Source organism: Sphaerochaeta sp. UBA5836, assembly GCF_002432845.1.
In the GTDB taxonomy this organism is placed as follows: Bacteria; Spirochaetota; Spirochaetia; order Sphaerochaetales; family Sphaerochaetaceae; genus Sphaerochaeta.
Map to the genome: position 1 here is coordinate 31238 of NZ_DJGW01000017.1, position 13092 is coordinate 44329.

Consider the following 13092-nt stretch of genomic DNA (forward strand, 5'->3'; position numbering starts at 1 on the left):
GTGTTGGCCATCTGTGAGTCTTGTACCAAGCCCAGTGGATGTACTTTGCTGCGGTCTTCCCAGGTGCGGGGGGAGAGCAGCAACAGGTCGCTGAAGGTGGCAATCCCCAGCTCGGCATAGCCTGCCTTGGCGGCAGGCCCGACTCCACTGAGTTCGGTGATACTGGTTTTCAGGCCGCGGACGTACGCCATGGATCAGAATCCGAGTTTGGCGAAGAAGTCCACCATAAAACGCAGCAACAGGGAAGATCCGATATAGGCGGCGATGAAGAAAACGAGGCTGGTGATGACCAGCTGACGGTCATTGATGGCTTTCTTGGGGTAGAAGAGCCTCTGCACCCAGTTCAGCACCCCGCCGATCATGGAATCGAGCATGGAGATGTACCCGATGATCCCCGGGCTGCGCTTGTAGCAGAGAACGAGGCGTATGCCCAAGAGGATGATCAAAAACCAGAACACCGGACTGATCAGGTAGGACCAGAGCGTCTGTAGTACCAAGGCAAAGACCATGCCTACGGTAAGGCGCCCGTAGGATCCGTAGAGACGCAGCATGGACTGGACGACCGAGAGAACCGCAAGGGCAAGCAGCGGTGTCAGGTCCAGTCGGCTCCGCTTGAGGCCGCTGACTCCCCTGAACCACGCGAGGTACGGGTCGACGATTCTGCCCAAAAGGGCGGCAAGCGGATTTTCCTGAATCTGTCCCGGGATGCGGATCCACGTGAGAACAATCCTGAGCCAGATCAGCAGCGAATAGAAGGAGAGCAGGGAAGCAGCAATCGAGGCAATGGTCATGAAGACATTGGATGATGCCGCTATGATGGGAACTCCGCTGTCATAGTAGGTTTGGTTCATGTTGTTCCTCCAATCTTCAAGATACAGAACTTTTTTCCATTAGTCGAACCAAATATTCAGCACCGAGGGATTTTCCCTCAACGCCGGTTCAATCTCGTCGCAGTACCGGACGGAGAACTCACGGCCGCACTCGACGACCAGAGGCATGCTTTCCCCCTCTGTCCTGAAGTGGAGCAGGACGCTGCAGCTTCCTCCATAGGAGAGACAGGTGTCCCGCAGGTGTGAGATCTGCTCGGTGCTGCAAAACGACTTCTCCAACTCGATATGACAACGCGAGACGGCAATCGGAGATAGCTGGTTGGGGTCCTCGAAGATCTGTTCGATCAGATAGGAAATCTTATCGTTGCCTCTGGAGTTGTCGAACTTTCCGACAAACCCGTAGATGCCGTCGACGTGCAGAATGTCTCGGTACTGTTCAAAAATCTTGGGAAACAAGGTTGCATCGAAGGTTGCATTGCGGTCGGTGAGCTGCAAAAAGGCCATGATGCCCCCCTTCTGGGTGGTGAAGGGCCTGATCGAGCTGACCATCGCAATGATGTTGGTAGGCCGGTTGAAACCGATTGTTTCCAGATGGGCGGTGTTGGCCGTCACCCGCTCTCTGATTGCCTGACTATAGGCATCCAAGGGGTGTCCGGAGATGTAGAACCCCAACAGGTCTTTCTCCATTTCCAGTTTCTCGGGCAGCTTCCAGTCCTCGACCGCTTTCATGCTGAAGGTTTCCATTGAAGCCTCAGTCTCCTCGTCGAAGAGGGAAATCTGGCCGAAGGCAGTTGCTTCCTTGCGCTTTTGCACATAGAGGATGGTATCGGCAAGGTTTTCAAGCAATGTGGGACGGTTGGTTCCCATGGTGTCGAAAGCCCCTGCCTTGATCAGCGATTCCAACAGCTTGGTATTCATGGCTTTTGCGTCAAGCCGGGTCAAAAAGTCCAAAATGTCCTTGTAGGGGCCGTGTGCCTCCCGCTCCTGGACAAGCATTTCGACCACCCCCTCTCCAACGTTCTTGATGCCGGCAAGGCCGTAGACGATCTTGCCGTCCACAACGGAGAAGTGCTTGTCCGAGTAGTTGACCGACGGGGGAAGAATCTCAATGCCTTGGTCCTTTGCAATCTGCAGGTACTCGCTGAACTTGTCGGGGCTGCCCATCTCGTTGGTGAGGTTGGCCGCCCAGAACTCGGCGGGATAATTCGCCTTGAGGAAGGCTGTCTGGTAGGCAACGACCGAGTAGGCAACTGCATGGCTCTTGTTGAAGCCGTATCCTGCGAATGGCTCGAGCATCTCAAAGATTTCAGAGGCATGCTGTTCACTGCGCCCCAGCGCCTTCGCCCCGGCGATGAACTTCACCTTCTCTTTCTCGAGGGCTGCAACTTTCTTTTTGCCCATGATGCGTCTGAGAATGTCGGCACTGCCCAGCGAGTAGCCGGCAATAATCTGGGCTACCTTCATGACCTGTTCCTGATAGACAATGACTCCGTAAGTCGTCTTCAGCTCGTCTTCCAATTCAGGATCGGCGTAGGTGATGGGCTGACGACCCAGCTTGCAGTTGATGAATTGGGGGATATAGGCCATGGGACCGGGACGATAGAGGGCATTGAGGGCGACCAGGTCCTCGATGTTGGAGGGCTTTGCCTCCTTGAGGATGTTCTGCATGCCCTGGCTTTCAAACTGGAAGACTGCGGCGCTTTCGCCCCGGCAGAGCATCTCAAAGGTCTTGGGGTCTTGCTCATCGATTGCCGCACTGGTGAAGGTCGGGTCCTTTTTATGAATCAGGTCCTCGGTGTGCTTGATCAACGTCAGGGTCTTCAGGCCCAAAAAGTCCATTTTGACCAGACCGCACTCTTCGATGAGGTCCATGGTGTACTGGGTGGAGATGGCACCGGTTTTGGCATCACGATAGAGCGGTACATAGTTGACCAACCTTTCCTTGCCGATGACCACTCCGGCTGCATGGGTGGATGTGTGTCTGTTCAAGCCCTCCAGACGGCGTGCCGCATCGAAGAGTTCGGCGTAGATGCCGCCTTTCTGCTCAAGCTCCACCAGCTCCTTATTCTGTTCAAACGCCTTGGAAAGGGTCATTTTGGAATCATCGGGGATGAGTTTGCAGATATTGTTCGACTCATCAAAAGGGATATCCAGAACCCGGGCGACGTCCTTGACGACAGCCTTGGCTTTCAGGGTTCCGAAGGTGGCGATCTGGGCCACCCGTTCGGTCCCATAGTGCTCGGTTACATAGTTGATGACTTCCTGCCTCCGTTCGAAGCAAAAGTCGATGTCGAAGTCCGGCATGCTTACCCGTTCGGGGTTGAGGAAGCGTTCGAACAGGAGGTTGTACTTGATCGGGTCGACGTCGGTGATATCGATCGAGTAGGCGACCAAGGAGCCTGCACCGGAGCCACGCCCCGGGCCGACGGGAATGTCGTGCTGCTTGGCCCATTGGATGTAGTCCATGACGATGAGAAAGTACCCTTCGAACTTCATTTTGATGATGACATCCAACTCGTAGTCCAGCCGCTTTTTCAACTCATCGGTAACGTGCTTGTACCGCTTCTTCAATCCTTCATGGGAGAGATGGCGCAGGTAGCTTGCCGGTCCATCAAAGCCTTGGGGTACTTCGAAATCGGGCAGAAGAGGTCCGGGGAAGTGAATCTCAAGGTTGCAGCGTTCGGCGATTTTCCCTGTATTCTCCACCGCCTCGGGACACCAGCTGAACAGCGAGGCCATCTGCTGCTCGCTCTTCATGTAGAATTCCTGGTTGGGGAACCTCATGCGGTCGGGATCGTTTTTCTTGGAGTTGGTGCCCACACAGAGCAGCAGGTCATGGGCATTGGCATCATCCTTCTCGATATAGTGGATGTCGTTGGTGCAGACCAAGGGTATGCCGGTCTCCTCACTGAGCCGCTTGAGCAGGGGATTGGTGCGTTTCTGTTCGGGCAAGTTATGGTCCTGCATCTCCAGATAGTAGCGCCCGTCGTCGAAGACGGAGGCGAACCAAAGGGCGCGCTGCTTTGCTTTCTCGTATTGGTCATTGAGCAGGTGCTGCAGGATTTCTCCACCCAGGCATGCAGAGAGGCAGATGATCCCTTCGTTGTACTTTGCCAACAGTTCATCGTCGATGCGCGGCTTGAAGTAAAAACCCTGTGTATAGGAGAGTGAGTTGAGCTCCATCAGGTTGTGATACCCTTTCTCGTTCATTGCAAGCAGAATAAGGTGGTATTGGTTTGTTTTCCGGCCGCCTGGAGCAGGTCGCTCGGTATGCCCGCCGGGATTGCAATAGAACTCGCATCCGATGATGGCCTTGATGCCGGCATCCCTGGCGGCATAGTAAAAACGCAGGGCTCCGAACATGTTCCCATGGTCGGTGATGGCCAGGCTGGTCATGCCCAGGCTCTTCGCCTTCTCCATGTAGCGGCCGATGGGGGCGGCCCCGTCGAGAAGGGAGAAGTCGGTATGGTTGTGCAGATGGACGAACCTGCTCTGCTTTGTTGCAATTTCGGACTCAAGCTCAGACATGTAGAGTGCTCCACGTGCTCAGGATGAGAGTGTCTGGGCGTTGAGATCGTGCAGGAAGGACTCGAAAATCCTTCTTCCACGCTCAAGCTGCAGTTCACTGATTCCTGAGTGCATTTTGGTCAATTCGGATACCAGCTCATAGGAGAGCGTATTGACCCGTTCTGGATGAATCGGGAGGGTCATTCCCGACAACTTCGACTCAAGGTCCTTGCTGATGTGGAAGGCCTTGCTGGGAAAGGTGATGCAGAACTGGACTTTGGATAGCGAGTTCTGCGATCGGCTTGCCTGGAAGGCAACTATAACACATTCGTCGGTGTTGCGGATAGGGTCCTCAACACAAACGAATCGCTGGTAATCGCCATATTCAAGGCCGATGCGGATGCGGGTGAGCAGGGCTTTCTGAGAGCCAAGCAGGAGCTTCCCATCCTTGTCATAGAGTTTTGCGATGGGGATCCAATGGGTGGAAACCTTGCCGCCCTGGTAATATTTCACCTCGGCCATGGCATCCAGCACCGCCAATGTGGTCGAGAGAGAGAGACGGATGTCAGGTACGCACAGGCTTCCGCCGATGGTGATCTGTCGTCTCACGATTTGCGAGGCCAGCGTGCGCAGTGTCTCCTGCAGGACAGGGGGCAGGACAAGTTTTCCGGCATAGAGCAGCTGACTGGCGGTAACCATTGCACCGATTTCAACGAATCGGTCGTTTCGGGTGACCTTTTTCATCTCCTCCAGCGAGCCAAGGTCAATGATTCCATCCTTGATTTCGCTTGGATAGTACTCTTTTTGGCTCATCAGGTAACTGCCGCCGGCCCAAATGATTGCAGAAGGATAGCGATAGGCGATGGTCGCGAACTCACTGAGGGTCTTCGGGGTATGGATGACAGGAGACCTAATTCCTTCGTACACGCTTGCGCCTCCTGTAGGTAAGGGCTATCTCGACGATCTGCATCATTTCCGACATATCCATGCACTGGCAGGTATTGAGGCTGAGTTCTTGGATGATGGCCTTCTTGTCCAGCTTTTCCTCATGTTGTTCCTCATTCCGGAGGGGGAGGTTGTTCCTGCCCAGAGCCTTGATTCGGGTGTTGTTGGTGAGCTCTTGGAGAATGGATTCGATGATAAGGGTCTTGGAAGCATAACAGTTGGGACACGGGGTGTTGCCGGTGGCCAGGTAGGCCCGTTCGATGTCACGGTACTGGCGTGTTTTCTGATAGCTCTCAAAGGTTCTTATATTGGCATCCCTCAATCGGAATGCGGGAATGATGCAGCTGAGCTCTGCTTCATCGTTGATCAGGACGATGCAGTTCCCGCATGCTTTTCCCCGGCAGTGACTGATGATGGTCCTGTTCCCCACATCCTCCATCAGGATGAGTGAGAGCGGCTTGTTTGAATTCACCGAGAGGGAGAGTGCCTTGCCGTCGATGGTGCATTCTATTTTCATGATTTCCCCCGCATGGCTGCAAGCAAGGTTGCTCCGTCCACAGGAATCTTGGCCACAGGGGTGCCGAGGGCTTGCTCGAGGGCGGAGATGAAGGCTGCGGTCACCACCCCTTTGAGGGCGCTGGTAACCGAGGAGGAGATCTGCTCACCATCACTGGTGATGGAGATGTCAATCTCAAAGGTGTTTCGATGGGAAAGCAGAGCACCCGCCTCCCTGAGGGTGGAGACGATGGTATGGCGGATTTTGCTCTTGAGCACCTGCTCGTCAAATACGCGCGAAAGGGAAACGGAAACCCAAACCGAGCGCACAAAAGGTTGGAGAAAAACCGCATCGATTTCCAGTTCCAGGACCAGGGCTATCCAGACGTTGCTGTAAAAAAGCGAGCCTTTGGTCTCCGGTTGTTTTGGCGAGAGCACACTCTCACAAATCGGCAGGGGCTGTACAAAGCGTTTTTCCTTGATCTGGTTGCAAGCGCGCAGGATTTGCTGGGGCATGCGGCCGCTGTTGGCTGACAGCACCGACGGGCCGCTGTCCAGCATCTCCTTCTGGTCCTCTATGAAAGAGATGTCGGCTTTGGTGACTCCCAACTCCTCACAAATAATCTGACGCCATATTTCGGCACTCGATCCGTTGTTGTAGAAGGATGTGTTCACTTCCACCTTGTTGTTCGGCTTGAGGGTGATTTGCACTGATTGCTGGGGAAGGGAGCGGCACTCGCTGGAGAAGCCGCTGATACCAGCTCCGCACGCAAGGGCTGTGCCTCTGCTGTAGTTGAAGAAGGTGGAGAGCTTGACACGCATCCGGCGTTGCATCTCATAGGCTGCATTCTTGCGCTGGAAATCGCAACGGGTGCTCACCGCAGTGATCAGGTCCTTGAGCTTGCTGTATTTGTCTGTTCTGATGACCTGGGTGTGGCCGGTGTTCTCGGATGTGAACTTCAGCCTCCAGGAGAGAGGATTGTAGCCGGTGATTTTTGCCAGTGCGCAATAGTGGGCTTCGGTGCTGGAGAGGGCGTCGGCATACCCGAGATCTCCGAAAAAGTGGGATGGAGGGGTGTTGGATGTGGTGAAGATGATGGAAATGCTCAGCGCCTGCAAAGGGTAGAGGGGAACCAGACCTGCGATGAGCTGGTTTGCCATCTCGTCACTGAACATCGGCTCGCACCCTTGATTGACCTGCACCCGGATGTCCTCGGCCTGGATCCGGCCGTCGCTGTAGTACCAGCTTTTGCGCTTGATGGAGATGTCGGGACGAAAGCTTTCGACTTTGCAGAGCAGGTCGGTCTGGCAATTAGCCTTCAGGCAGGCTATGGCGGCAATCGAGCAGAGAGCCGAAGGATTGATGAGCATCTCATCGTGCGGAGCGTAGAACGGAAGGCGATGAACAATGATTTTCCGCTTGGGGATTGCGGTGGTTTCACTGACCGTTTCCCGTACATGACTGGGCCATTGGGTGGGGGCATGGACGTGCAGGATATCGCCTTCCTGTTCTACGCTGATGCGGGTGAGGGTGTTGCTTTGGTAGTCGGAGCCACTGTACCGATAGGTGCGTTCAAGAACGGCAAGATTTGCATCACTTGCAGCACTTTCCAGGGATCCGAAATGGTAGGTGTAGGGAGTCGACTCGATCACCGCAGCCGGACTGTCCTGGGCGAGAGGCAGCTGATAGGAGATGTTGATTTCCCTGGCTTTGAGCTGTACCGATTCGCTGTCGTAACCGAACAGGGCCAAAATTGGCTGCTGATGGTAGCTTATGGTCGATGAGGTAAGCAGCGGTGTAGCGGCATCGAGGGTGCGGACCCGGTTTGTGCCGGGAATGTCACGGGTGGTGACCAAGGTGAAATTGCCATCGAGTTCGGGAAGGGTTATCTCCTCGATCCGGCCGGCATCGACGGTGGAGGTGACAATCAGTCCGTGAAGCGTTGTCGCCTTGTTTGTCGATGGTTTCTTGTCTGCCATGCTCTCTCCCTCTCTCGCCTATGAAAGATACCATGTACGACTTATCAAAGCAATGAGAGAAACCCGACCACAGCTTGCAATGGGTGACCTCAGAGCCTTACAATCAGAACCATGAATGAACTAGAACATGAAATCCACACACTTGTCGAGCAGCTTGCCGCCTATCAGAAAGCCTATTATGTGGACAACCGTCCCCTGGTCAGTGATTTGGAGTACGACCGGCTCTTCGACCGGCTGGTTGCCTTGGAGGCAAAGTATCCCCACCTCAAGCGTCCCGATTCGCCGACTCAACGGGTGGGCAGCGACCTCGACTCGACGCTGGGGGAGGTGACCCATTCCATCCCGGTGCTCAGCCTCGACAAGGCCTACAGTGATGGACAGTTGCTTGCCTGGATTGAGAAGACCGAGACCAAGATCGGCGAGGACGTGGGGATTGTCATTGAGGAGAAAATCGACGGTATCTCGATTGTACTGTACTATGAGGATGGGTTGCTTGTCCGGGCGGTGACGCGTGGCAATGGAACGGTGGGCAACGATGTGACTGCCAACGTCAAGACCATCGCCTCCATTCCGTTGAGGCTTCCGGTTGCAGAAAGTCTGGCTGTCCGCGGGGAAATCTATCTGCCAAAGGCAAACTTTGCCAAGCTGAATGCCGAAATGGAAGTGCCCTTTGCAAACCCCCGCAACCTTGCAGCAGGGACGATTCGAAGGACCAAGAGCAGTGAAGTTGCCAAGGTCCCGTTGCAGATTTTCGTCTACGAGGGGTTCTGGGAGGATGTTGTACATCCCGACCATTTGAAGATTCTTTCCACGCTTGCTTCCTATGGTTTCAGGCTTAATCCGAACCTCGGGTATTTTGCAAAGGACGCAAGCCAGGCGCGGCAGGCTCTCAGGGAAGCAGGTCTTTCAGGCTTCGGCGGCAGTTTTTCCGACCTTGCCTCCTATATTCAGGAATATACCCAAAAACGAAGTTCGCTGGAGTATGAGATCGACGGTTTGGTGGCCAAGGTGAACTCCGTGCCGGCCCGTGAACTGCTGGGGTATACCGGCCATCACCCCCGGTGGGCCTTGGCTTACAAGTTTGAGTCTCCGCAGGCACAGACTGTCGTGCAGTCCATCGACGTACAGGTAGGACGGACGGGACGGGTCACCCCGGTCGCCCGGGTGGTTCCTGTTCAGGTGGCGGGGTCGACGATCAGCAATATCACCTTGCACAACCAGGACTACATCAACATGCTTGAGTTGGGAATCGGAGATACGGTGGAGATATCCCGACGGGGGGATGTGATTCCGGCTGTAGAGCGGGTCATTGAAAAGAACGAAGCGTCTGAAGGCCTTTATACCATGCCTTCCCGCTGTCCGGTCTGCAATAGCACGCTTACAATACGAGGTGCCCATACCTTCTGCCCCAACAACGAGTGTCCTGCCCAGGTACGGGGTCGCATTGAGTTTTTCATCGGCAAGGAGGGGATGGATATTGAAAACTTCGGTCCCGAGACTGCTTCGGTCCTGATAGAGTCGGGCTACCTGAAGGACGTGGATGATATCTATCGGATCGATTATCGCAAGGCCCTCTCCAATCAAGCGGGATTCGGTGAAAAGAAAATCCGCTTGATCGAGCAGGGCGTCCAAAAGAGCAAGGCTCAGCCGTTTTGCAGGGTCCTGGTTGCCCTCGGCATTCCCGAGTTGGGGAAAAAGAGTGCTGAGATACTGCTTGCAAGCGGCATAACCAGCATGGAGGCCTTGCTCGATATTGCCAAGCGCAAGGACATCGAGCGGCTTACTTCGATCAAGCAGATCGGAGAGAAAAGTGCGGCTCTCTACATCGAAGCCCTCTCTGATCCTCTCATGCAGCAGAGGATTGCACGCCTTGCGTCCTTGGGCCTCTGCATGGAAGAGAAAGAGGACCGGATGCAAAAGCTCGACGACAGCTTCAGCGGCCAAGTCTGGTGTGTAACCGGCTCCTTTGAGCATTTCAACCCCCGATCGCTCGCCATGGATGAAGTGACCAAGCGAGGGGGGAGGACGGTCGGTACGGTCACCGGCAAGACCACCCACCTGCTGGCCGGATCAGGAGGAGGAAGCAAGCTTGAGGCTGCGCGTTCTCTGGGGGTGACGGTTGTTGATGAGCAAACGTTTCTCAATATGTTGAAGACAAAACCGGAGAATATGGAGGATATGCAGGGAGAGTTCGATTTTTAGCCGGGTATTAATGACATTTTTTGGGAAACCGTATATACAGTAATGCATAACTGGAGGACATGTTATGCACGCACTAGCCACTGAACTGAATGAGACTTTGCAAAACACCATCGTGGATGCACTGCTCTCCGACGTCGGGCAAAGGATGTTTTTCCCTAAGGGAATCGTCGCCCAAAGCGCCGAAGCCGGCCAGAAGGCAACTCGTTTCAATGCCACGATCGGTATGGCCACTTCCAATGGTCAACCCATGCATCTGTCGGACATTTACAACAAGTTTGCCGAGAACTCCTTCAAGCCCTCCGATCTCTTCTCGTATGCCCCCGGTGGAGGGGACCAGCAACTCAGGAATCTTTGGAAAAAGCAGATGCTTGCAAAGAATCCGTCGCTTGCAGGTAAATCCATCTCGCTTCCCATCGTGACGGCAGGCCTCACCCATGGACTGAGCATGCTCGCCCAGCTTTTTGCCCAAGAGGGCGACACCTTGGTCATTCCCGATTTGGCATGGGACAACTATGAGTTGATCTTTGCCCATCAGGTCAATGCCAATGTGCTTACCTTCCCCCTGTATAACGAGGCAGGTGGTTTCAATGTGGAGGGCATGAAACAGGTACTCTTGTCCATAGCCGATAAAAAAGCCCGCCTGCTTCTCAACTTCCCCAACAATCCCACCGGGTATACCCCAAGCAAAGTCGAGATGGCCGCCATTGCCGCTGCCCTGATCGAGCTTGCAGAAGGCGGCATGAAGCTGATGGTCATAAGCGACGATGCCTATTACGGCCTGTTCTTCGAAGAGGAGACTGCAACGGAAAGCCTCTTTGCCTATCTCTGCGATGCCCACTCCAACATCTTCGCCGTCAAGTGTGATGCTGCAACAAAGGAGGACATGGTGTGGGGCTTCCGCATCGGGTTCATAACCTATGGTGCCAAGGGCCTGACCGAGGCCCACTTCGATGCGTTGAACAAGAAGACGTTGGGTATTATCCGCAGTACGGTCTCCAACTGTGACAGGCCCGGACAGAGCCTGCTCGTCAAGGCAATGCAGGAAGGGGTCCGCTACGAGGCAGACAAGCTCTCTGCAAGGACGGAGATGGAAAAGCGCTACCGCATTCTCAAGGAAGCGCTTAAAAAACATGAAGGAAACCCCCTGTTGACGCCCTATCCATTCAATAGCGGCTACTTCATGGCTTTCAAGACCAAGGGAAGTGCTGAGGCCCTGCGCCGCCATTTGCTGGAGGCCTATCAAGTCGGTTGCATCAATATTGCCGATGTGACTCTCAGACTTGCCTATTGTTCGGTAGAATGTGATAAGATTGCTGAACTGGTGGATTTGGTTTACCAGGCGGCAGGAGAAGCATGGAACTAAAGGCAAAGCTCTACCTCGTCGACGAGGAAGGCAGCAAATTCATGGGAATCGGGGTGCTCTGGTTGCTGGATATGGTGGCGGAGCACAACTCGTTGCGCAAGGCTGCATCGGCTTTGGGCATCTCCTATTCGAAGGCTTTTGCCATGGTGCAGAACCTGGAAAAAAGCCTGGGAGTTGCTGTTCTGAATCGAAGAAAGGGTGGATCGAGTCGTGAGGGTGCAACCCTCACTGCCTTTGCGGTATCCTTTCTTGACTTGTACCGCAATTTTGAGAAACAGGCCAAGAAAGATTTGAACGAGCCATTCGAACGCTTCAGGCAGGACCTGGCGGTCCTGCTTGAAGCTCAAGATGCATCTGGAGGTGAAGTGTGACAACAAAGAAATTGGATTTTAACATTCCGGTACTCGGCGAGGCGAAAATCTCGAGCCCGATCATGATGAGCACCACCCAGAACGATGGGCAGGCCGATTATGTCAGCGACGACGATCACATCCTGTTCGGTATCGACACCGACATCGATGAGAACGGTCATCCTGTGCCGCGTCATGAAGAGACGGTGGAGGTTGCAGGCCCGAGGGCGAAAATATACTTCAATCCAGCCCATGTTCATGCTGCCATTGTCACCTGCGGAGGCATCTGTCCGGGTTTGAACAACGTAATACGTGCGGTTGTCCGCTGTTTCTGGTACCGCTATGGGGTGCGCAGGATCAGCGGGGTGCAGTTCGGCTACCAAGGGTTGCTTGAGAACAGCCCCTGGCCGCTTATCACCCTCGATCCCGATGTCGTTGATGATATTCAGGAGAAGGGTGGTACCATCCTCGGTTCGGCACGCGGCGGCGGCAAGCAGGTCGAAGAAATTGTCGACTCCTTGGAGAAGCTGAATATCAACATTCTGGTCACCATCGGAGGTGATGGTACCTTGCGGGGTGCCTACGACATCTACGAAGAGGTGAAGAAACGCGGTCTGAAGATTTCCATCATCGGCATCCCCAAGACCATCGACAATGATCTTTCCTTGATCCAGAGCTCCTTTGGTGTCGATACTGCGGTTCAGATGGCGGTTCCAGTCGTTCGAAGCGCCCATGTCGAGGCCAAGAACTCCATTCACGGCATCGGCCTCGTGAAGGTCATGGGTCGTGAATCGGGCTTCATCGCCGCACAGACGGCTTTGGCCCAAAGCGATGTGAACTTCTGCCTCATTCCTGAGAATCCGTTCGACCTCGACGGCCCCAACGGCTTGCTGGAACACCTGAGGCGGAGGATACTCGACCGCGGTCATGCTGTTGTGCTGGTCAGCGAAGGAGCCGGACAGGAGTTGATGCCCCCCAGCAAAGAGCTTGATGCTTCAGGCAATGTGAAGTTCCAAGACATCGGGATTTTCCTCAAGGACCGAATCAATGAGTTCTTCAAGCGCGAGGGGATTGAGATGAATGTGAAATACATCGATCCGTCCTACATCATTCGCAGCGCTCCGGCAGACTCCTACGACTCCATCTATTGCGCCCGACTCGGGGCGCATGCCGTCCATGCGGCAATGTCGGGCAAGACGCAGGCGCTCATCGGGCTCTTGCACAACCGGTTCGTGCATCTGCCGATCAAGGTGGCGGTTTCGAGTCGCAATCATGTCGATCTGGAAGGTTCGTTGTGGAGGGATGTACTGGAAAATACCCGCCAGCCATTATCGATGAAGAATTTCAAGTTTGACTGAAGGCCAAAAGGGGGAGGCAGAAATGCTTCCCCTTATCCATGTGCGCTCGGTATGAGCATTTT

General features: G+C 54.5%; 10 protein-coding genes. 4 read left to right on the forward strand and 6 right to left on the reverse strand.

Annotated elements, in window-relative coordinates:
• From B3F49_RS01415 to B3F49_RS01440, 6 genes are all read right to left on the reverse strand, one after another.
• Nucleotides 1-191, reverse strand: a 191-nt coding sequence (locus B3F49_RS01415) for a hypothetical protein (protein WP_293892945.1), incomplete at its 3' end; no start/stop codon positions are given.
• 3 nt (nt 192-194) lie between these two features.
• Nucleotides 195-851 (reverse strand): YggT family protein, encoded by a 657-nt coding sequence (locus tag B3F49_RS01420; protein WP_293908640.1) that lies wholly within the window; start codon nt 849-851, stop codon nt 195-197.
• A gap of 39 nt (nt 852-890) precedes the next feature.
• Nucleotides 891-4358, reverse strand: coding sequence for a DNA polymerase III subunit alpha (dnaE, locus tag B3F49_RS01425; RefSeq protein ID WP_293908642.1), 3468 nt, complete (start codon nt 4356-4358; stop codon nt 891-893).
• 18 nt (nt 4359-4376) lie between these two features.
• The gene (locus B3F49_RS01430; RefSeq protein ID WP_293908643.1) at nt 4377-5264 is read right to left on the reverse strand and encodes an FAD binding domain-containing protein; all 888 of its coding nucleotides are present in this window, start codon (nt 5262-5264) and stop codon (nt 4377-4379) included.
• On the reverse strand, nt 5248-5799 hold the full coding sequence (locus tag B3F49_RS01435; protein WP_293908644.1) for a 2Fe-2S iron-sulfur cluster-binding protein: 552 nt from the start codon (nt 5797-5799) through the stop codon (nt 5248-5250). The genes B3F49_RS01430 and B3F49_RS01435 overlap by 17 nt, the downstream gene beginning before the upstream one ends.
• On the reverse strand, nt 5796-7757 hold the full coding sequence (locus B3F49_RS01440; protein WP_293908645.1) for a molybdopterin cofactor-binding domain-containing protein: 1962 nt from the start codon (nt 7755-7757) through the stop codon (nt 5796-5798). Before B3F49_RS01440 ends, B3F49_RS01435 begins: the two co-directional genes overlap by 4 nt.
• 111 nt (nt 7758-7868) lie before the next feature.
• Between B3F49_RS01440 and ligA the strand changes: the two genes are divergently transcribed.
• From ligA to B3F49_RS01460, 4 genes are all read left to right on the forward strand, one after another.
• Nucleotides 7869-9959, forward strand: coding sequence for an NAD-dependent DNA ligase LigA (ligA, locus tag B3F49_RS01445; protein ID WP_293908646.1), 2091 nt, complete (start codon nt 7869-7871; stop codon nt 9957-9959).
• 64 nt (nt 9960-10023) lie between these two features.
• Nucleotides 10024-11322, forward strand: coding sequence for an aminotransferase class I/II-fold pyridoxal phosphate-dependent enzyme (locus B3F49_RS01450; RefSeq protein WP_293908647.1), 1299 nt, complete (start codon nt 10024-10026; stop codon nt 11320-11322).
• Nucleotides 11313-11693: a winged helix-turn-helix domain-containing protein gene (locus B3F49_RS01455; RefSeq protein ID WP_293908648.1), complete on the forward strand. Its 381-nt coding sequence runs from the start codon at nt 11313-11315 to the stop codon at nt 11691-11693. Before B3F49_RS01450 ends, B3F49_RS01455 begins: the two co-directional genes overlap by 10 nt.
• Complete coding sequence (locus B3F49_RS01460; protein ID WP_293908649.1) at nt 11690-13030, forward strand: ATP-dependent 6-phosphofructokinase; 1341 nt, start codon at nt 11690-11692, stop codon at nt 13028-13030. Before B3F49_RS01455 ends, B3F49_RS01460 begins: the two co-directional genes overlap by 4 nt.
• The last annotated feature ends 62 nt before the right edge of the window (nt 13031-13092 follow it).

Bases quoted from the DNA above. Each gene is read 5' to 3' on its own strand.
- B3F49_RS01455 (WP_293908648.1), top strand. From the start codon at position 11,313: ATGGAACTAAAGGCAAAGCTCTACCTCGTCGACGAGGAAGGCAGCAAA.
- B3F49_RS01420 (WP_293908640.1), bottom strand. From the start codon at position 851: ATGAACCAAACCTACTATGACAGCGGAGTTCCCATCATAGCGGCATCA.
- dnaE (WP_293908642.1), bottom strand. From the start codon at position 4,358: ATGTCTGAGCTTGAGTCCGAAATTGCAACAAAGCAGAGCAGGTTCGTC.
- B3F49_RS01440 (WP_293908645.1), bottom strand. From the start codon at position 7,757: ATGGCAGACAAGAAACCATCGACAAACAAGGCGACAACGCTTCACGGA.
- B3F49_RS01450 (WP_293908647.1), top strand. From the start codon at position 10,024: ATGCACGCACTAGCCACTGAACTGAATGAGACTTTGCAAAACACCATC.
- ligA (WP_293908646.1), top strand. From the start codon at position 7,869: ATGAATGAACTAGAACATGAAATCCACACACTTGTCGAGCAGCTTGCC.
- B3F49_RS01435 (WP_293908644.1), bottom strand. From the start codon at position 5,799: ATGAAAATAGAATGCACCATCGACGGCAAGGCACTCTCCCTCTCGGTG.